Below are 18,869 nucleotides of genomic sequence, written 5' to 3'. Positions count from 1 at the left end.
TTCTTGTAGGGTATACTTATTAGAAACTAAGGAGTATGTGAGATGAAACTGAACGAGATTCAGATGCGTGACCCTTTTGTGCTTGCAGACAAGAAAACCCTGACATATTACCTCTACGGGACCACTGACAAAGATCCTTGGAAAGCTCCCGGCGTGAGCTTCGGTATGTATCGAAGCAAAGACCTCCATGAATGGGATGGTCCCTCTACAGTGTTTACCCCTGCAGAGGAATTCTGGGGCACCCATAACTTTTGGGCTCCTGAGGTACACACCTATGAAGAGAAGTACTATCTCTTTGCCACCTTTACAGCTGCTAATCACTGTCGAGGCACCCAGATTCTCGTCAGTGATTCTCCCATGGGTCCTTTCCTGCCCGTTTCAGATGAACCGGCTACGCCTCTTGATTGGGAGTGTCTTGACGGTACCTTCTTTCTCGATGAGGATGCACAACCTTGGATTATTTTTTGCCATGAGTGGGTGCAGATCAATGATGGCGAGATATGTGCCAGGAAACTGAGTAAGGATCTCAGTACACCGCTTGGAGATCCAATCTTGCTTTTCAAGGCTTCTGAGGCTTCTTGGCCGAAAGCACTTCCAAGGAGAGACGGAACAGGATTGGTGGACGCTAAGGTTACAGACGGTCCTTTCTTGCACAGGAATAGGGAGGGGACACTGGTGATGCTTTGGTCCAGCGTATCTCCCTCTGGTTATGCAATGGGATATGCGACCAGCGAGAGTGGAGCCATCCTTGGTCCTTGGAAACAGCAAGACCAACCACTGGTACAAAGTGATGGTGGTCATGGTATGATTTTCGAGACATTTGATTGCAAACTCTATCTCACCTACCACAGTCCGAACAAGACCCCTGATGAACGGCCTTTCTTCGTTCCTCTCATAGAGACAGCAGGAGGTCTTGCATGCCGATAGAGAGAAAGCGTCTTGTAAACGAGATGAATCCCAAAGTACATGCTTGGGATCCTGATTCATTTCTCACAGTGGGCAACGGTAATTTTGCCTATACCGTTGACTGTAGCGGAACACAGAGCCAGATTGCCTACACAAAAGGAAAGACTCCGTTATGCACTATGTCCACCTGGGGTATGCACGACTACCCCGGAAAAGAAGAAAAGCACTATGAGCGGCTCACCTTGAGGCAGTATAAGCATGCAGGCAGGTCAATCGGCTACATGAGTGATGATACTGGACAGGAGACGCTCTTTGGTGACCTCAGGGTGAACCCACATCGGTTCAATCTCGCCCATATTGGCTTACAAACAAGAAATCCATATGCTATGAAAAGCATGGAATCCATCAACCAGGAGTTGGACCTATGGAGCGGAACTATCACCAGTTCCTTCTGTATTGATGATGTACCTATTCATGTTGAAACGCTCTGTCATCCGAAGCAGGATCAGCTTTCTTTTCGCATACAGTCATCCCTACTTGAGATGGGAGTATTGCATCTCGCCTTAGACTTTCCCTATCCGTCACATGCTATAACCGCCAGCGATTACGCAAAGCCCGATGCCCACATAAGTGAACTCAATAGCTACGGAAATGGCCGATACTGCATCAAACGAACCATTGATGCGGTGACCTATGATGTACATTTATTGCTCAGTGAACATGCCTGTCTCAAACAAACAGCTGCCCATGAATTCATACTCTCTTCCAGTGAAAAAATCATGGAGGTAAATGTGTTGTTCCTACCCCAAGGGGGAAAACAAGAGAACGTGGTGACGTTCAACCAGGCTCGTACTGCATGTGGGCTCTATTGGAGTTCCTTTTGGCAGGATGGCGCTTTCATAGATGTTTCATCCTCAATTGATCAGCGGGCATGGGAGCTGCAACGGCGTATGATCCTCTCACGGTATCTGCTGGCCATCCAGTGCAGTGGAAACATGCCTCCTCCTGAGACCGGACTTACCTGCAACAGCTGGTACGGAAAGTTCCACCTGGAGATGCACCTCCTGCATGCAGCTCACTTTGCTCTGTTCGGTCAGCCTGAGTTGTTGGAGCGTTCGCTCTCATATTATCTGGATATTCTTCCCGGTGCATATGAGCGTGCTCAAAGTCAAGGGTACCAGGGTGCCCGATGGCCAAAGATGACCGACCCGAGTGGAAATGACAGTCCTTCTGCTATTGGAACCTTGCTCTGCTGGCAACAGCCTCATCCCATTTTCTATGGTTCGCTTGTACGAAAAACACATCCGGATTCTGCATTGTTGCCTGCTTGGATTCCTGTCATTAAGGCAACGGCTAACTTCATGGTGGATTATGTCACCTGGGATCAGAGCCGGAACGCGTATGTACTTGGCCCGCCGGTGGTTCCTGTACAGGAGAACCATGATCCTGAGCATACGCTTAATCCCACCTTCGAGCTCTCATATTGGAGATGGGCCCTCTCTGAAGCAATTGCTTTCCTGGAAAACCTTGGTGAGCCAAGCAACCCAAAATGGAAACAAGTACTGGACAACCTAGCCCCTCTACCAACGAAAGATGGTCTCTACCTTGCCCATGAGAACTGCCCTGATACGTACGGTGCTTATGCCTACGATCATCCTTCGTTTTTATTCAGCCTTGGTTTGCTCGATGGACGAGATGTCGATCAGACAGTCATGGAGCGATCCCTGCAAATGGTCATGGAGAGGTGGCAGCTGAATGAACTTTGGGGTTGGGATTTTCCCTTGATGGCTATGACCGCGGCTAGATTGGGAAAGACTGACCTGGCTATCGACCTCTTGTTGATGGACTCACCGAAAAACACCTATACTCCAAATGGGCACAATGCCCAGAGACCGAAAGAAGACCTTCCTGTGTACCTTCCCGGAAATGGGGCGCTGCTTCTTGCTGTCGCCCTGCTTGCAGGAGGCTGGAAAGGAAGCAATACCCCGTATCCTGGTTTCCCAAAAAACGGGTGGTGTGTGCAGGCAGAGGGGTTGAAACGGTTTTGGTAGGAGTACCATGAAAAGAGAAGTGGGACGCTTGGTGCGTCTGTTCATAGGTTTGTTCACCTATGCAATAGGTATTGTCCTGACGATGCAGGCTCACATTGGGTACAGTCCATGGGATGTGTTTCATGCCGGACTGTCAGCTCTATTCTCTGTGAAGATTGGCAGTATGACGGTTATCGTTGGTCTCCTGGTTGGTCTCATCGTACTCTTGGGTGGCGAGAAGATTGGGGTGGGAACCATTAGCAACATGGTGGTCATTGGTCTTTTCATCAATGTTCTGCTGGACAGTGGACTGTTTCCTGAGCGTGTTCATCCCGTTTCTGGTGCCATACAGATGATTGGTGGTCTCTTTGTTATCTCGTTTGCATCCTATCTCTATATTTCTTCAGGGTATGGGGCTGGTCCCCGCGACTCCTTGATGGTGTTCCTTTCCAGGAAAACCGGATGGTCAGCCGGTACGTGTCGTGGTCTTTTGGAGGTTGCAGTCTCTTTCATCGGATTTCTTTTTGGGGGTATGCTGGGGTGGGGTACCCTTCTCAGTGCAGTCTTGATCGGGTTCTGTATCCAGATTACCTTTCGTGTTATGCGTTTTGACCCAAAGAAAGTCCACCATGAAACTATGGTGGACAGTTATCGGCGACTACGACGCTATTTTACGCGAGTACGTTGACTATTGTTGCAATTCATTCGCCAATGTGTCGATCAACGCAATGAGCTCTGAAAGGTGCTCCTTGGTAATTGTTGGGTTAAGCAACGTGAACTTCAAATAGGTCTGATGTTTGTATACGGTCTGCCCGATAACCACTTGATGATGGTGCAGTAGTTCCTTTCTGATGCGCTTGTTCAGCTCACTAGTGCCGATGTGACGGAATACTACACTGCTGAGCTCTGGTTCAATGGCAAGCGTGAAAGAAGGATGAGCCAGGAGAGCCTTTGCCAGAAAGGTTGCATTCTCTATGCAGGTGTCGACAATCTTTTCATAGCCATCCTTCCCCCTGCACTGGAAGGCCATCCAGACCTTCAAGGCATCAGCGCGCCGAGTAGTCTGTAGGCTCTTTCCTACCAGATTGGTATAACCTTCCTCTTCATCTTCCTCTCTGTTCAGATAGTCTGCATGAAGGGTGAAAACAGAAAAGTGTTCTTTGTTCTTCACGAGGATTGCTCCACAGCTGATGGGGAGGAGAAACATCTTATGGAAATCGACGGTAATGGAGTCACAGAGAGAGAGGTCTCCAAGTCTGGTTCGATAGGTAGGGGAGAGTTGCAGTCCGCTTCCGTATGCGGCATCTGCGTGAAGGAACATACCTTCCTCGTCACAAACCGTTCGTATTGCTTCTACCCGGTCGATAGAGCCATAGTCTGTGGTTCCTATGGTCGCTACCACGCAGAAGGGAAGAAGGCCCGCTTGCTTGTCCGATTCGATCATCCCACGAAGTTCCTGTACATCCATCCTACACAGGTCATCCACTGGTACTTTGCGTACTGCATCATAACCCAGTCCAAGGAGATGGGCACTTTTTTCCATAGAGAAATGGGAGACTTCACTCGTATAGAGCCTCAGCTTGTGATAAGAAGCTGGGAGGCCTTCCTTCTTTACATCATGGTTGAGCTTGCTGGAGCAGTACCAGTCACGGGCCATGGTGATTGCACTTAGGTTTGACTGGCTCCCCCCGGAGGTGAAGACACCGTCACTCTCCTTTCCGTAGCCATACAGGTTACACAGCTGCTGAACCACTGCTACTTCCACCTCAGTTGCAATAGGACTCTGATCCCAGCTGTCCATCGACTGATTAAAGGTTGCGATGATCAGCTCACTGGCAATCGATTCCAAGAGAGCCGGGCTATGCAGGTGAGCCATGTAGTTTGGTGACCAGGTCCTAAGAAAGTGAGGAAGAATTGTCTGTTTAACTTCTTCCAAAAGCGCTTCCCAACCAATACCATGGGAAGGAAGAAGGGAAAACTGTGAAAGCGTTTGTTGTAAAGCTTCAACCGAAGCTCCTTGGTAGGCTCCCTCATCCTTCACCGAGGCTGTGATCGCCTCAATGGTCTCAGTCAACACTCGCTTGTATTCATCCTTCTGTTCCTTCTCTGGCCCGAGAAAGTAGGGAAGGGCCTTAGTTGGCTTTGACATCTGCATCTACCTTGCGTATAGCTTGTTCAGTAATTTGAAGCATGGTCTCAATTTCTTCATAGGTTACGTTGAGTGCACAGAGACAGCGCATGACCGATCCATGTCTGCCTCCTTTTTCCATGATAAGATAATTCTTGAAGCATTCCTGCTGGACGAGACTTGCAATGTCTCCACTACTGGGAAGAGAGCCTAGTCGGTCTTTCTCACCATTTGGGTCAACGAACTCGATTCCAAGCATCAAGCCTTTTGCACGAATATCTCCAATGATTGATACTTCTCCTTTCAGCTTCAGAAGCTCTGCTTCTATGCGTGCTCCCTTCTCCTGCACCTCAGTGAGGAAGGCAGGGTCACTGACTCGGTTCATGACTACCGTACCGGCTACCATTGCAATCTGGTTTCCCCTGAAGGTGCCTGCATGGGCCCCTGGTTGCCAGGCATCAAGCTTTTCGTGGTAGATGACCACAGCCAGTGGCTGACTTCCGCCAATTGCCTTGGAGGTGAGAATGACATCAGGGGTAATGTCAGCGTGCTCGAATGCGAAGAACTTACCGGAACGCCCGACTCCACACTGGATTTCATCGACGATCATAGGAATATTGAGTTCCTCAGTAACCCTCCTGATAGTCTGAAGGAATTTTATTGGAGCAGGGATAACACCCCCCTCTCCCTGGATGGGTTCGATGATAACCGCAGCTGGTTTGGTGATTCCACTCTCTGGGTCCTTGAGGGTGTGTTCAAAGTATGCACATGCTGCATCCACACCGGCTTCTCCCCCAAGACCAAATGGGCATCGGTAGGAGTATGGGTATGGGAAGAAGTGTACGTCACTCATGAGTCCGTTGACGTTGGTTTTTGCGTTGAGGTTTCCCGTCAACGCAAGTGCTCCGTGTCCCATTCCGTGGTAGCCGCCACTGAAGGCAATGACCGAAGAGCGACCGGTGGCTGTTTTGCAAAGCTTGATTGCGGCGTCGACTGCGTCAGTACCACTTGGGCTGCAAAACTGGAGTTTTCCATGTTCCTTTAGTACTTCAGGAAGCAAGGAAAGAAGGGTGTGAACGAAGGTATCCTTGACCGGTGTGGTAAGATCGAGTGAATGTAGTGGTGCTCCACTTTGCAGAAGCTCGATCATGGCTTGATTGATTTCTGGATCGTTGTGACCTAGGGCTAGGGTTCCAGCTCCGCAGAGGAAATCAAGATAGGTGTTTCCTTCTACATCGGTTATTACAGAACCTTTTGCCTTTTTGATGGCAATGGGGAATTTTCTGGGGTAGGTGCGTGCGTTTGATTCTGTTTGATTTTGGCGGTCAAGATAGAATTGGTTGGTATTTTCAGTCATTACCGGATTCCTTCTATTTCATGATTGGGTATGTACTAAATGTAGTATTTAGTCCTTTCCTATGAAGTGTGGTTCATCCCTTCTCAAGAAGGGGAAGTGTGAAATGTCCGCGTTGTATATGCATAGAACGCGCAAGAATGGATAGTATCAATTTCCAGTGTATTTTGCTAGTAATTGGGTAGTATTTGCACGGAATTTTGGAAGATATTTCTCTGTTGCATTGCACTATTTAAAAAAAGTAAGGAAATGTTTGGGAAAGGGGCTTTACAATGCTAGAATATTGGTGTATTAGTTAGCTAGTACAGTAAGAAACTAGGAGGCATGCATGGAACAAGCAATGCAAGAGAATGCGCTTGCCGTTCAGGACGGGCAAGAGGTGGTAGTGCACATGCAGGATATCGGGTTCTCATATACTGAGAATCGTCTATTCAATCATCTTGACCTTGAGATCAGGAGAGGGAACATCTATGGGTTGCTGGGCAAGAATGGAGCAGGGAAGACTACGTTGCTGAAGATTCTCAGCGGGCAACTCTTCATTGAAGAGGGAGAGACTAAGGTATTGGGGGAGAACCCTCAGAAAAGGTCTCCGTCTCTGCTGAGTGAGATTTTCTATCTTCCCGAGGAGTTTCCTTTGCCGAAGATGAAGGCTAGTGAATATCTTGCAATGCGCTCTCCATTTTATCCGAGGTTCGACCATGGAATGTTTGCCCAGTATTGCAGAGAGTTTGATATTGATCTGAATCAGCGACTCGACCAGATGTCGCTGGGACAGAAGAAAAAGGTATTGCTCTCCTTTGGGCTTGCTTCCAATACTGCGCTCTTGATCCTTGATGAACCGACCAATGGATTGGATATTCCTAGCAAGAAGCAATTCAGGCAGACTGTGGCTTCTGCAATGACCGAACAGAGAACATTCATTATCTCGACACACCAAGTTCGGGATATGGAGAATCTGATCGACCCGATCATCATCCTGCATGATGGCAAGGTGATATTCAATGACACGGTCGAATCGGTCAATGAGAAGTATGTACTCACCCTTACTACAGAACAGCCAAAGGCTGATGAGGTGATGTACACGGAGAAGGTCCTTGGGGGTTGGATGGTGCTCAGTGAACGCACTGACGATAGTGAAGGAAAGCCCTTGGACCTGGAGACATTGTTCAATGTGATCATCGAGCAATCGAAGGGTAGTGCAGGAGGTGTGAGATGAATCGATTTTCAGCTTTGGTGAAGCGAGAGGTGAAGACCAGTCAGAAGGACTTATTTACCTATGGATTGGTAATCGTTCTCTTGCTGTTTGTATCTGAGACACTGCGGAGTGTATATGCTCGATATGCCGGGGTTTCGTTCCCTGCTGAATCATACAACGAGATGTTCCCTTCATTCCTGTTGCTTGGGGGGTTTATCATGAGCAGTCTGATATTCAGTGAGGATATGTTCGGAAAAGATACCCAGCATGATTGGCTGATGCTTCCTGCAACGAACCTTGAGAAGTTCCTCTCCAAGGCGCTGCTGATGATAGTGGCATACCCAATTGTTCTCATTGTGTTGTTCTTCCTTACCAGTGTGGTAACTGAGCCAATCCAGCTGATTATCTTCGGGAATCCGATGGCTATGTTCAATCCATTCAGGAATGGTAATTTTGGCTTTCTGCTTGCGCAGTACTGGGTTTGGACTTCAGTGTTCCTCCTTGGTGGCACGTACTTTAGAAAAGCACATTTCATCAAGACAGTGTTGGCCATCGGGATAATTTCCTTAGTGCTTGGAGCCCTCGGTCTGTTGTTTGCCAGGATTGTGTTCGCGATTAGATTTGGTTCTTCCTTGCAGGTATTTGATGCAATGTTCTATCTCAGTCCAGTAAATTTAAACAGGGCGTTGAGTCCACTGAAAGTCTTTAGTGTCATTGGCCAGATTTTCTACTACGTTGTGTTGCCGATCTTCTGCTTGGTAACAGCGTACTTCAGGGTTGAGGAGGTCCAAGCCACCGATGCAGTTTAATACATATTCTCCAATCTATATGCAAATTGCCGAGTATATTCATGACTTGATCCTCAGCAAAGTCTGGGAGGATGGTCAGAGAATTCCCTCGGTACGCGATATGGCAATGGAACTGGAGGTGAATCCCAATACTGTTATCAGAACATACTCCCTTCTTCAGGAAGAGGGGACGCTTGAGAACCAACGCGGGATTGGGTACTTCACCGCTAAGGATGCACGGACGTTGGTCCTGCAAAAACGACGTGAGCACTTCATCAAACGAGAGCTTCCTGCTCTCTTTGAAACCATGAATCGCTTGGGTCTGACTATGAAAGATTTGCAACAATACGCTGAAAAGAAGGAGAAGGACGATGAAATCGAGCCACAAGAAGAGTAATAGAATGTTGATAGGGGCAGGGATCTTTTTGGTTGTCTATCTCCTTGCCAGTGTAATTTTTGGGTCATTTCTCATTGACCGGTTCTCAACGCAAACTACACCCAATAGGTCTGTCACGCATGTGACGGTTTGGCGGAATTGGTAAGCGTTGTGTATACGTACATCTTTGGAGGGTCGGAGTTTCCGGCCCTCCTTCACTGGTATCCAAGAAAGTTCAAACAGACTGGCTGTTCTATGGCGATTCGATGATTGGAAGGGACACATAGCCCTGTCCTGCGATCGATAGGGTAGCTGGTTACTGAGTTGCTGCTACCGTTTGCAACCACGAGATGAGCTCCGGATGGCGAGAAGATGAAGTTGCGGGGTTCCTTCTCAGTCATGCAATGCCCCTGGAAACTGAGGGTTCCGTTGTGTTTATCGCATCGGAAGATGGCAATACTGTCATGTCCACGGTTGGAACAGTAGAGAAAGCGGTACTCAGAGTCAAAATGAAGGTCGGCAACCGTATTTTCTCCCTTAAATCCTGCTTCAAGCGTGCTGATTCGTTGAATCAAAATAGGTTCACTGGAAAGTTTGTAGACCAATACTTCTGATGAGAGTTCAGTAGCTACATAGAGAAACGTTTCGTCTTTGGATAGTTCAAGATGTCTGGGCCCACTGCCGGGTGGAGTTTTGATGATTGTCTTCTCACTCAGGTCACTGTTGTACCAAAGTACGCTGTCCAATCCAAGATCGGCTACGAAGAATGAGCTGCCATCCTTGGTGAATCGGCTGCTATGGATATGGGACCGTTCTTGCCGGGTAGGGTGGATACTCTTACCTAAAAAGGATTTCTGAAAAAGTAGTGAAGGGGTTTCCCAAACAGAATAGACAGTAAGTACTCCATCTGCATAATTGGAAATGACAAGCATAGTATGATCGGGGCTTAGTGAGAGATGGCAAGGAGAGCCGCCACCTGTTGGAAGGATGTAGAGCAGTTTACAGCTGTGGTCAGGGTAGACTTGTATGGCGTATACGTGTCCGTCTGTTTCGGTTTCGCTGACGCTGTAGAGAATATGTCGCTCATCATCAAAACACTGGAAGGTAGGTTGTTCAATTTTCATTGAACCTGAGTGATAGGTCATAATTCCCATTCGTTCATCAAAGAGAAAGCAGTTCAGTCCATCAACATCTGCAGATACTCTACTACCAATTACCAGTGTTTCCATGGTTATTCCCTCAATCTATACAGAGTATAGAATATATATAAAAAATTATCTACAATACCAACCCAGAGAAACCCAAAATACCCTCTGGACAGCAAGAGGATATTTCCGTATTATAGTCAGAGTAATTCGGGCGCGTAACTCAGTGGGAGAGTGCTACCTTCACACGGTAGAAGTCGTTGGTTCAAACCCAATCGCGCCCATAAAGCAACTGGTTCTAGAATATAGAATTAGTTGCTTTTTTTATGGTCTTATGATATACTCTAAATGTCTATTGTGAAGAGAATTGTGAAGAAATCCGTGCACTCCCGATGATTATTTTTGAGGAATCGTTTGAAAAAATCTTATGCATTCTACCTCCACAAACGTGTGGTTACAAAGGGTAGTTATTGGTACGTATATTATCTTGATCCGATTACAGGAAAACAAAAAACAGCAATCAGTATAAATACATTAAGGAAAAAACTTGGTATTTATGATCGTAGCTCCATTACAAGAAGAAGGGAAGTTGAGTATATTGCTCAAAAAGCTCTTGACGATGGGATTATCACCTTTGGGAAAAAGGACCCAAATTTCATTGAGTATGTGATGGAGTTCTGGGACTTCGAACATAGTGATTACATCAGGAGAAGGAATCTCAAAAATCCGAATTCCCTGGGGCATGACTATACGAGGAATATGCGTAACTATTTCAAGAAGCATGCTCTCCCATTACTTCCTTCAAACTTGAAGCTGAGTTGTGTCACTACAAATCACGTTGAGCTCATTGTGAATACCCTGTTCGATGATGGGCTATTGGCAAATGCAACAATACTGAAAGTAGTGCAATCGATGTCCGTACCTCTGAATGAAGCGAAACGTTTGAGGATGATATCACACAATCCCGTTGAGAATCTTGAATCTATATCAACCAAGCCAAAGAGAAGAGGAATCCTTACGAGTTCAGAACTGCATCAAATAATTCTGATAATGAGAAGGAAATCGAGAGAGAATGCTTTTGATCCACGTGTATATCTTGCCACAGTTCTGTCTGCATTTACTGGCATGAGGCAAGGGGAGATTCGAGCATTGAAGGCTGGAGCAATCACTCTCATTAACAGTGAGCAGGGTATCATTACAGTAAGCCAGTCAATTGCTGTATACGCAGGAATGAAGTCTACAAAAGGAAAAAGAGAACGATTTGTTCCCTGCCCACGCTGGCTCTGTGAGGACTTGCTACAACTTGCTTCACGCAACCCATATGGTACAGAGCTTGTGTTCTGGTCCGATACTACACAAAAGAACCCAATTTCATCGTCTTTTATTACATTGGATTTCAATAAGACCGTTGCAGACCTACTGGAAGAACAGAATAATTGTGTAGGAGAGATGGTCGAAGTTAGCACAAGGAAGCTTGGTGAGAAGAAGTCTATCACCAAAGGGGAATTCTTAAGAAGGGAAAGAAACATCGTTTTTCACAGTTTGCGCCACTACTATGTCACGTTCATGCGTGGAAAAGTAGGAGACAATCTTTTGCAAAGTGTGGTAGGTCATCAGAGTACTGCAATGACAAACAACTATACACACGAAACAGAAGAGAGGCTACTTGAGGTTGGTAGGGTAAGCTGCAATATTCTGCCATCTCCGTGAACGTATGATTCAAGCAACCTGAAAAGATTACAATCCCTGAAGGCAATAATTGCATTTCCTTCAGGGTCTTCATATCTTTGAAGAATTATCCTCTGACCACAAGAAACATCTCTTAAATAATGCGTATCTCATGATCCTGTTGGAGTTGTTGTTTTAAAGTAGATTTTAATGACTTAAAACAGTATTATAAAGATATCAAAGGAATTCAGTGTTCTCGATTTGGAAACGTGTTAAAAATTTCCGGAATGTAGTTCTGAGTTCGTAAAAAAGAGAACCTAAAATTGCCCATCACCAATTATCGTATTGGTTTCTATTAAAATAAGGGCACCAGCAAAATCTCTCCTACAAAAAAACATAGGTAACTTATGTCAAGTCCTTAGGGAATTTACATGGTATTAGCGTGTCAAAAGTATATATTTATATACTTGTAATGTAACACTATATATCTCGTTACCTCCCCACAACATCATGATGGAATTAGGCGGTAATGTATGTGTAAGAACAATATATTTGAGGAGAGAAGCAATGATTAACAAACGATTCATCAAGATTGATGAGGCATCGGAACTTACGAGACTTAAACCTAAGACAATTCGTGAGTATTGTTCAAGAAGATTAATACCCCACATCAAATTGCGCGGTGCTGTCCTTTTTGATACTGAAGATCTGGAAGCTTGGCTGGAAGATTCAAAGGTGAAGCCTATCCGTCAATTGTCCAAAAAGTAAGGAGAGTTGACAGAATGAGAGTAGTCCCCCAATTTTTAAGGCTCTGTTTTCGGAGTGTATTGAATCTCTACCCCGCAGCAGGAAATGGCAATGGTGGCTTATGGAATACCTCCAGATAGGTGGAGCATCTTCCGATTGCTTGCATCCTGTCCAGTAACATTTCCTTCAGATCAAGACGGCCCACACCCGGGTTCTCAGCCTCAAAGCCATTCCATGCGAGATAGTTGTCGAGGTATTTCGTCGAGACACCCCTGAAGGGAGCCAGCAACCCCTTCAGGCGGCTGTGCAGGTTGTTGATCTTCTGCAGGTTGTACCGTCCCCGCACTTCACATCCCTTGATGCCTGCCTTGAGCTGCACCACAGGCAGGCTGTTCAGGTCACAGAATTCCTGGCTTGCACGGCTCTTGTCCGTCACCATCACCACATCATCATCCAGATGCGAGGATAAGGCGAATGAAAGATGGGCGGGTTGTACCATCCCCCTGCCGGCAGCCTTTGACAGCGTTCTGCCCTGCTCGTCGATGGCGCAGGGAATGCAGATCTTCTGTTTGCTCAACCCCCTTGTATGGGTGGCTTTCCCCCTCTTGTGGCGATGACCCGTCACCCTATGGGTCTTGTATGCCGGGCTTCGCTCCTGTTTTTGTCTGGTGGCCAAGTTGTTTTCAGCATTGCAATTGCCCTTGAAGTTGTCCTGGATGTATGTCTCGTCTTCCTGTACCTGCCCGCTGAGCAGCAATCCATTCTTCCCGTTGGAGAGGGCATCCAGTATCTTGTGCCTCCAGAAGAATGCAGTGCTCAGTGCTATGCCGCACCTGCCGGCGGCATCCCGCAAGGGAAGTCGCAATGCAAATGCCTCCAGGTAGGTTTCCCAGGTCTCCTTGCTGTGTTTGCTCTTGTATCTCACCGACCCGGTGGTCTGTCCGAACGTGCGTCCGCACTCCTGGCAGAGGTACCGTTGCTTGCCCCTGACGAAGCCGTTGCGATGGACATGGTTGCTGGAACAATGCGGGCAACAGGGTGTTCCCTCATCGATCTGTGGGTCCTCATTGAGGGGTACTGGTGATTGCTCAACAAGTTCCATGACCAGTTGGAAATCCTCTTGTGTAAGATTCCTGAGCATTTCCGCCATTGCCTCAAGATTGCTGGATTTTTGTTTGTTGCTTAACATATATTAAGTATACAGCAAGCTTCTCTCCACTTCAAGGTGTTTATCCCTACACTCCAAAAACAGAGCCATTTTTAATGTTTCAAAGAAAAGCAATTGTATTCGCAAATGGTTATGTAAGGAAACCCAGAGAATATATTGGCTCTCAATATTTCGCGACATCGCTAGGATTGAGATGCCCTCGAACGCTAGAAGCTTTAACAAATAATGAACAAGAAATTTAGTCAACAAGGAGAGACTGATAATGAAAACGAGCACTAATAATCCGGTTGTATTTTACTTTAGGCATGATATTTCAGAGTCCCAAAGAGCCGAAGTCATGCAAATGAGAGTCGATTACAAGGCGAAGGGATATGGATATTACAATTTGATTCGTGAGTTTCTTGCAAGTCGTGGAGGAATCGCAGAATACAACCCAAAACTAGTGGCCAAAGCAATTAGTGAAGATCCACGAAGTATTGCAAAGTTTCTTGATGATTGTATCAATATGTATGAGATTTTTAAGAGCGATGGTTTGAATTTCTGGTCAGAGGAGCTAATGGAACATGCGAATTTTGTAAGAGACAAATCAAAGAAAAATAGCGATAATGCCAAGAAAAGATCAAATAAAGATGGAAGTAAAACTATAACAGAAAAGGATAAAGTAATATATGAGAAGGAGAATAGACTCAGCGATTGCTCAACGAACGCTGAACGAAAATCGAGCGATAGCATAGCGGTTGCTGAGCAAACGTTAAGCGATAGTTCAACCATATTAAATGAAAAATATAAAGACAAAGAAATTAATATATGTTCAACACTTGCTTGTGATAGTGAGAAAAATGCATATGGTGAGTATCGCAATGTTTTTCTTTCAGGTAATGAATTCAAGGTCTTGCTCAACTTGCTCGGAGAAACGAAGTTGCTTGATTTGATAATCAGAGTATCTGTGTACAAGCATTCGAATAATAAATCATATGACTCTGATTTTCTAACAATTAAGCACTGGGCTGAAAATGACAAGAAGAATGTGAAGAGAAATTATCAGGAACTAAGGATTGAACAAGAATTCAAACCGAAACTGGCTGTAAGCATTTGGGATGACGAAGAGGTGACCGCATGAGTGTAGACGCAGAAAAATACTTCTTGGGTCAATGCCTGTGGAGTCCTTCGATAATTCTTGATGCCAAATGTAGCCCATCAGATTTTGAAATGGACTTACACCAACGCCTTTTCCAAGCAATGGTTGAATTAACCAATGAGGGCCAGATTTTTGATGAGAGGATGTTGTCAGTACATACTGGTTTGCCTTTGGAGGTAATTTGTCCATTCAAGGCAACCAACATCATGTTTACGAACTGGCCTTTCTATGACTCTCAGATTCGAAGAGCTTGCAAGATTCGGAAGTTCAAGAAAGTTGCACAGGAGATTATGGATAGTGTTGGAGAAAAACCAGAGGAGCTATCTGCAAGAATGCAGAAGGTAATTGATGATACTATAAATCAAGTTGATGGTTTTGAAATATCTACTGTTCAAGAAACAGTGAATGCATCTGTAAGTCGAATCGATGAGAGAAGGAAGAATGGTCTGAAATGCATAGGTATACCTAGTGGAATACAGGGACTTGATCGCCAATGTTTAGGATTTCAACCACGACAGTTGTACTATTTGGGGGCACGCCCTAGTCAAGGGAAAACCGCACTCATGCTTAACTGTGCACAAAACTGCAAAGAGGCTGTCGGTATACTGTCTGCTGAGAGTGCAAAGGAAGAGCTGACTAATAGGATGCTCTCAAGCAGTTCTAAAATTAATAACCAAAGATTGGTAATGGGAATTTTTAAGGAAGGCGAGATGGAACGACTTACACAAGCAGCATCTGACATATATTCAAGGGGAATTTTTATCTACGATGAACCGAATATGAGCATCGATACAGCTGTGATGATGGCTCGTCAGATGAAGCGTAGATTTGATATTAAGATTCTCTTCGTTGACTATCTACAATGCTTGAATCCTTCAAGAGCCGTAATTAAGCAGGAACGCAGAGAGCAGGTAGCATATGCATCAAAGCAATTGAAACAATTGGCAAGGACCCTTGAGATACCTGTTGTAGTGACAGCCCAGTTACGTCGTGATGCTGAAGGAAACCGACCCAAGCTCAACGATTTCTCTGATTCAACACAAATTGAACGAGATGCTGATGTGGCGGTCATGATACACAATATTTACAATGAAGGAATGTTACAAGAAAGCTGGTTACTAGTGGAAAAGAACAGAGAGGGCAGAACAGGAGATATCCCTGTTGTTTTCAACCAGGAATATCTGAAATTCACAGACAAGTGAACACCTAAAAAACAGCCATTAGTTTATATTCTTCTGCGATTGGCTTTATTTGATTTGAGTTTTGTATCAAATAGTCGTAAAGTGAGATAATTAACAATTATTCCAATGGAGTGTGTTATGCATGCACAAGCAAAGCAACTGATTGAGATTATCTCAAGCCAAACTCAGTTCTTGATACCGATATATCAGAGAACCTATAGCTGGACTGAAAAAGAGTGTAAGTGTTTATGGGATGATATCCTCCGAGCAGGGAGGAGCTCCCATATTCCTTCGCATTTCATCGGTTCAGTGGTGTATGTGTTGGATGAGTCCAATGGATTAGGGTCGATACATAAGGCAGTTGTGATAGATGGTCAGCAGCGGATAACAACCATCTTGCTCATGCTTAAGGCAATTTCTGATCAGATGGGAGACATAGGTTATGGAGAGTTCTCATCAGCGATGATTCGTGATGTGTATTTATCTAATCGATATGGGAAACCTGAGTATAGGTCAAAACTTGTACTGACCCAGTCTGATAAAGAGACATTTGAGGCAATCGTTGAAAATAAACCCTTTCCCTCAGTTGTGAGTTCTTCAGTTCTAGCAATGTATCAGTACATACGTCGTTTGGTGACAACGCTGAGCAATCCAAAAGATTTCTTTCATGGGTTGGTTAAACTCCGATTGGTTGATATCAGCTTGGGAACCCAAGATAATCCTCAGTTGATTTTTGAGAGTCTCAATTCTACCGGGAAACCTCTTGGACAGGCTGATCTTATCAGGAATTTCCTTTTGATGGGGCTACCAAAGGAGTTGCAAGACGAACTCTATACTGGTTATTGGAGAAAACTTGAGCAACTGTTCGCAGACACCAGGCAGAAAGATTTTGATGTCTTTATGCGCCACTACCTCCTCTATAAAACAAAACAACCATTAAAGATTGGGAATATATATGCAAGATTCAAAAACCATGTTTATGCAACAGATGATGGTAGTGAAAACATTCATCGAACAATAGTCTCTGATATTTATCGGTTTGCAAAATTCTACTGCAATATGGCCTATAGCATGGAGCCAGAGAAGCAGCTTAGGGATGCTTTCGATGATCTGATGACATTACGAGTGGAAACGGCATTTCCTTTACTATTGGAGATGTATCAAGACTATAGTGAAGGTCTGTTATCGACCGACGAGTTTGTCAAATTGGTCCGATTAATAGAATCATATGTGTATAGACGCTATGCCTGTGATCTTCCTACGAATAGTCTCGATAAGACATTCCTGACATTTACTAAGTCATTACGCAAGAGAGACTATGTACGAAGCTTCAATAAGATTATGGCTTCATTTGATTCTTATAGGCGTTTCCCTTCAGATAATGAGTTTCTTGATAAGATCCAGATAAAAGAGCTTTATAGCAGCAACCAAATAGCCAGATGTAAATATGGATTGAGCAAGCTGGAAAAATATGGTTGGAAAGAGCATGTAAACCTAGACAATCTTACGATTGAACATGTGATGCCCCAAACTCTGGACGAGCAATGGAAATCGTATCTTGGAGAATCATACGATGAAATCTATCGTACCTGGCTCAACAGGTTGGGCAACCTTACACTTTCTGGATATAACTCTGAATACCAGAACTACAGCTTCCTCACGAAGAGAGACATGGATGGTGGGTACAAGGATAGCGCAGTTCATTTGAATCAAAGTTTGGCAAGAGAGGATGAATGGACTGAGTCAACAATGGCAGCACGAGGGAAAATTCTTGCTGCAAAGGCAATCCAGGTATGGCCTAATCATGAGATATCTCCTCTAGAAATTGAAGCACTGAGAATTGAATTGAATAGCCCAAAAGTCTTTACTTTGGATGATTATCCAAATTTTGCAGAAGGAAGTCTTTCTAGGCAATTATTTGATGCTTTACATGCAGCATTATCCTACGCAACTGTAACCTGTTTGAAGTATTATATTGCCTTGAAGTATAAAGGTACTAATCTTGTTTCGATCACTCCCTCTGGAAATGGATTAAAATGTTGGTTATCTCTTGAATATTCGGAACTACACGATAGCTCTGGGTTTAAGGATGTAAAGAGTATTGGTCATTGGGGTACAGGTAATGTTGAATTCAATCTTATTAGCCAAACCCAGATTGAATCCTTATTGAAAGAAATTACCCAGGTTAAGGCAAAGATTGAACAACAGGTAAGTGAGAGCAAGGAACTCACTCCATACAAGATTTGGCAACGAAATTACTGGGATGAGTTTAGGAATTATTGTTTAGAGAAGCAATTTTCAATGAACCCTTCAGCTACATTACGCCCAGCGAAGCCCAATTCCGATTATCGATTGCTTACAGAGGTTGCACATACAGTATCGTATGTGGCCAAGTTACATGACAAGAAGAGTCTAGCATGTGGTCTTATCTTCAAGACGAAAACTCATGATCTCTATGAAATTGCGCTTCGCCATAAAACAGAGGTTGAGCAAATATTCGAGGATCAGATACTGTTTCAAAGCTATGACAAATCGGATTATCTCTATATCTATGGTCAATCACATGGGCAGTTGCCTGATAGTGACAAAATAAAAGAATTTGAGTGGTACATTTCTTCATTGGCCAAGTTCAAGGAAGTATTGAACAAGATTAAAGCTAAAGAATGGGTATGATTGAAATGTTGAGTAGCAGAGCAATGGTTATTGAGAAGTATATACAACACGCAATGATTTAGGTTCAGTAACATGGAGATTTAATTGGAGAGTTAGCCCTGCTAGGTTTGAACGATTTAAAAGCACAGTCTTCTAGTGAATTGAAGAAGATGCTATTAGGAAAATGATGAGCATATAAGGAAAGAGAGTACGTGAATAACAACAAGAAAGAACAGGAACGATCTGAATTACATCGAACCATCTGGGCAATAGCTAATGATCTCAGAGGTAGTGTAGATGGTTGGGATTTTAAGCAATATGTATTGGGAATGCTGTTCTAGCGTTATTTCTTTTAGAACTTTGCCCAGTATATCAATATTGGTGAGCATGAAC

At 44.6% G+C, this 18,869-nt stretch carries 16 protein-coding genes, 1 tRNA gene and 1 pseudogene; 14 read left to right on the top strand and 4 right to left on the bottom strand.

Annotation, left to right across the window (positions count from 1 at the left end; all coding sequences use genetic code 11):
• Positions 1 to 42 precede the first annotated feature (42 nt).
• The 3 genes from DYP60_RS05590 to DYP60_RS05580 are packed head-to-tail and all read left to right on the top strand — an operon-like array spanning position 43 to position 3,624.
• Positions 43 to 927, top strand: a complete 885-nt coding sequence (locus DYP60_RS05590) for a glycoside hydrolase family 43 protein (protein WP_117329908.1) — start codon at positions 43 to 45, stop codon at positions 925 to 927.
• Entirely contained in the window at positions 918 to 2,957 is a 2,040-nt protein-coding gene (locus DYP60_RS05585; protein WP_117329907.1) for a glycoside hydrolase family 65, read from the top strand. The genes DYP60_RS05590 and DYP60_RS05585 overlap by 10 nt, the downstream gene beginning before the upstream one ends.
• Before the next feature lie 7 nt (positions 2,958 to 2,964).
• Positions 2,965 to 3,624: a YczE/YyaS/YitT family protein gene (locus tag DYP60_RS05580; protein ID WP_117329906.1), complete on the top strand. Its 660-nt coding sequence runs from the start codon at positions 2,965 to 2,967 to the stop codon at positions 3,622 to 3,624.
• On the opposite strand, the gene DYP60_RS05575 is transcribed toward DYP60_RS05580, so the two are convergent.
• Together DYP60_RS05575 and DYP60_RS05570 are read right to left on the bottom strand one after the other, a co-directional pair.
• Entirely contained in the window at positions 3,625 to 5,085 is a 1,461-nt protein-coding gene (locus tag DYP60_RS05575; protein WP_117329905.1) for a pyridoxal phosphate-dependent decarboxylase family protein, read from the bottom strand.
• Positions 5,069 to 6,421, bottom strand: coding sequence for a diaminobutyrate--2-oxoglutarate transaminase family protein (locus DYP60_RS05570; RefSeq protein WP_117329904.1), 1,353 nt, complete (start codon positions 6,419 to 6,421; stop codon positions 5,069 to 5,071). The genes DYP60_RS05575 and DYP60_RS05570 overlap by 17 nt, the downstream gene beginning before the upstream one ends.
• Positions 6,422 to 6,746: 325 nt before the next feature.
• Between DYP60_RS05570 and DYP60_RS05565 the strand changes: the two genes are divergently transcribed.
• The 3 genes from DYP60_RS05565 to DYP60_RS05555 are packed head-to-tail and all read left to right on the top strand — an operon-like array spanning position 6,747 to position 8,798.
• Entirely contained in the window at positions 6,747 to 7,634 is an 888-nt protein-coding gene (locus DYP60_RS05565) for an ABC transporter ATP-binding protein (protein WP_240622831.1), read from the top strand.
• Entirely contained in the window at positions 7,631 to 8,422 is a 792-nt protein-coding gene (locus DYP60_RS05560) for a hypothetical protein (protein WP_117329903.1), read from the top strand. The genes DYP60_RS05565 and DYP60_RS05560 overlap by 4 nt, the downstream gene beginning before the upstream one ends.
• Complete coding sequence (locus tag DYP60_RS05555) at positions 8,412 to 8,798, top strand: GntR family transcriptional regulator (RefSeq protein ID WP_117329902.1); 387 nt, start codon at positions 8,412 to 8,414, stop codon at positions 8,796 to 8,798. The genes DYP60_RS05560 and DYP60_RS05555 overlap by 11 nt, the downstream gene beginning before the upstream one ends.
• Before the next feature lie 194 nt (positions 8,799 to 8,992).
• On the opposite strand, the gene DYP60_RS05550 is transcribed toward DYP60_RS05555, so the two are convergent.
• Positions 8,993 to 10,006 carry a lactonase family protein gene (locus DYP60_RS05550; protein WP_117329901.1) on the bottom strand — a complete coding sequence of 338 codons (1,014 nt, stop codon included), beginning with the start codon at positions 10,004 to 10,006 and terminating at the stop codon, positions 8,993 to 8,995.
• Between the two features lie 128 nt (positions 10,007 to 10,134).
• Here DYP60_RS05550 and DYP60_RS05545 point away from each other — a divergent pair.
• The 3 genes from DYP60_RS05545 to DYP60_RS05535 all read left to right on the top strand — a co-directional run bounded on the left by DYP60_RS05545 (position 10,135) and on the right by DYP60_RS05535 (position 12,358).
• Positions 10,135 to 10,206: transfer RNA gene (locus tag DYP60_RS05545), tRNA-Val, on the top strand.
• A 130-nt stretch (positions 10,207 to 10,336) separates the two neighbouring features.
• Positions 10,337 to 11,632, top strand: coding sequence for a tyrosine-type recombinase/integrase (locus DYP60_RS05540; RefSeq protein WP_117329900.1), 1,296 nt, complete (start codon positions 10,337 to 10,339; stop codon positions 11,630 to 11,632).
• Between the two features lie 525 nt (positions 11,633 to 12,157).
• Positions 12,158 to 12,358, top strand: a complete 201-nt coding sequence (locus DYP60_RS05535) for a helix-turn-helix domain-containing protein (RefSeq protein ID WP_165849513.1) — start codon at positions 12,158 to 12,160, stop codon at positions 12,356 to 12,358.
• A 67-nt stretch (positions 12,359 to 12,425) separates the two neighbouring features.
• Here DYP60_RS05535 and DYP60_RS05530 read toward each other — a convergent pair whose 3' ends face one another.
• Positions 12,426 to 13,526, bottom strand: a complete 1,101-nt coding sequence (locus DYP60_RS05530; protein WP_117329898.1) for an IS1595 family transposase — start codon at positions 13,524 to 13,526, stop codon at positions 12,426 to 12,428.
• Positions 13,527 to 13,767: 241 nt separating this feature from the next.
• Here DYP60_RS05530 and DYP60_RS05525 point away from each other — a divergent pair, with 241 nt between their 5' ends.
• The 5 genes and pseudogenes from DYP60_RS05525 to DYP60_RS14535 all read left to right on the top strand — a co-directional run bounded on the left by DYP60_RS05525 (position 13,768) and on the right by DYP60_RS14535 (position 18,817).
• Positions 13,768 to 14,625 (top strand): Lin1244/Lin1753 domain-containing protein, encoded by an 858-nt coding sequence (locus tag DYP60_RS05525; protein WP_117329897.1) that lies wholly within the window; start codon positions 13,768 to 13,770, stop codon positions 14,623 to 14,625.
• Positions 14,622 to 14,783 (top strand): annotated as a pseudogene (locus DYP60_RS14725) (DnaB-like helicase N-terminal domain-containing protein); the annotation flags it as partial. The gene DYP60_RS05525 and the pseudogene DYP60_RS14725, both read left to right, overlap by 4 nt.
• A gap of 150 nt (positions 14,784 to 14,933) precedes the next feature.
• Positions 14,934 to 15,845: a DnaB-like helicase C-terminal domain-containing protein gene (locus DYP60_RS05520; protein WP_240622830.1), complete on the top strand. Its 912-nt coding sequence runs from the start codon at positions 14,934 to 14,936 to the stop codon at positions 15,843 to 15,845.
• A 117-nt stretch (positions 15,846 to 15,962) separates the two neighbouring features.
• Positions 15,963 to 18,497, top strand: a complete 2,535-nt coding sequence (locus DYP60_RS05515) for a DUF262 domain-containing protein (protein ID WP_165849512.1) — start codon at positions 15,963 to 15,965, stop codon at positions 18,495 to 18,497.
• Between the two features lie 191 nt (positions 18,498 to 18,688).
• Positions 18,689 to 18,817 (top strand): type I restriction-modification system subunit M N-terminal domain-containing protein, encoded by a 129-nt coding sequence (locus tag DYP60_RS14535; protein ID WP_240622829.1) that lies wholly within the window; start codon positions 18,689 to 18,691, stop codon positions 18,815 to 18,817.
• The last annotated feature ends 52 nt before the right edge of the window (positions 18,818 to 18,869 follow it).

This window comes from Sphaerochaeta halotolerans, from assembly GCF_003429665.1.
Taxonomy (GTDB): Bacteria; Spirochaetota; Spirochaetia; order Sphaerochaetales; family Sphaerochaetaceae; genus Sphaerochaeta; species Sphaerochaeta halotolerans.
Note: the sequence above shows the minus strand (reverse complement) of the source record. Positions and strands in the feature narration are given on the sequence as shown.

What these genes read in the sequence shown, in the direction of transcription:
- DYP60_RS05590 (WP_117329908.1), top strand. Translation starts at nt 43, where the DNA reads ATGAAACTGAACGAGATTCAGATGCGTGACCCTTTTGTGCTTGCAGAC.
- DYP60_RS05585 (WP_117329907.1), top strand. Translation starts at nt 918, where the DNA reads ATGCCGATAGAGAGAAAGCGTCTTGTAAACGAGATGAATCCCAAAGTA.
- DYP60_RS05580 (WP_117329906.1), top strand. Translation starts at nt 2,965, where the DNA reads ATGAAAAGAGAAGTGGGACGCTTGGTGCGTCTGTTCATAGGTTTGTTC.
- DYP60_RS05575 (WP_117329905.1), bottom strand. Translation starts at nt 5,085, where the DNA reads ATGTCAAAGCCAACTAAGGCCCTTCCCTACTTTCTCGGGCCAGAGAAG.
- DYP60_RS05570 (WP_117329904.1), bottom strand. Translation starts at nt 6,421, where the DNA reads ATGACTGAAAATACCAACCAATTCTATCTTGACCGCCAAAATCAAACA.
- DYP60_RS05565 (WP_240622831.1), top strand. Translation starts at nt 6,747, where the DNA reads ATGGAACAAGCAATGCAAGAGAATGCGCTTGCCGTTCAGGACGGGCAA.
- DYP60_RS05560 (WP_117329903.1), top strand. Translation starts at nt 7,631, where the DNA reads ATGAATCGATTTTCAGCTTTGGTGAAGCGAGAGGTGAAGACCAGTCAG.
- DYP60_RS05555 (WP_117329902.1), top strand. Translation starts at nt 8,412, where the DNA reads ATGCAGTTTAATACATATTCTCCAATCTATATGCAAATTGCCGAGTAT.
- DYP60_RS05550 (WP_117329901.1), bottom strand. Translation starts at nt 10,006, where the DNA reads ATGGAAACACTGGTAATTGGTAGTAGAGTATCTGCAGATGTTGATGGA.
- DYP60_RS05535 (WP_165849513.1), top strand. Translation starts at nt 12,158, where the DNA reads ATGATTAACAAACGATTCATCAAGATTGATGAGGCATCGGAACTTACG.
- DYP60_RS05530 (WP_117329898.1), bottom strand. Translation starts at nt 13,526, where the DNA reads ATGTTAAGCAACAAACAAAAATCCAGCAATCTTGAGGCAATGGCGGAA.
- DYP60_RS05525 (WP_117329897.1), top strand. Translation starts at nt 13,768, where the DNA reads ATGAAAACGAGCACTAATAATCCGGTTGTATTTTACTTTAGGCATGAT.
- DYP60_RS05520 (WP_240622830.1), top strand. Translation starts at nt 14,934, where the DNA reads ATGGATAGTGTTGGAGAAAAACCAGAGGAGCTATCTGCAAGAATGCAG.
- DYP60_RS05515 (WP_165849512.1), top strand. Translation starts at nt 15,963, where the DNA reads ATGCATGCACAAGCAAAGCAACTGATTGAGATTATCTCAAGCCAAACT.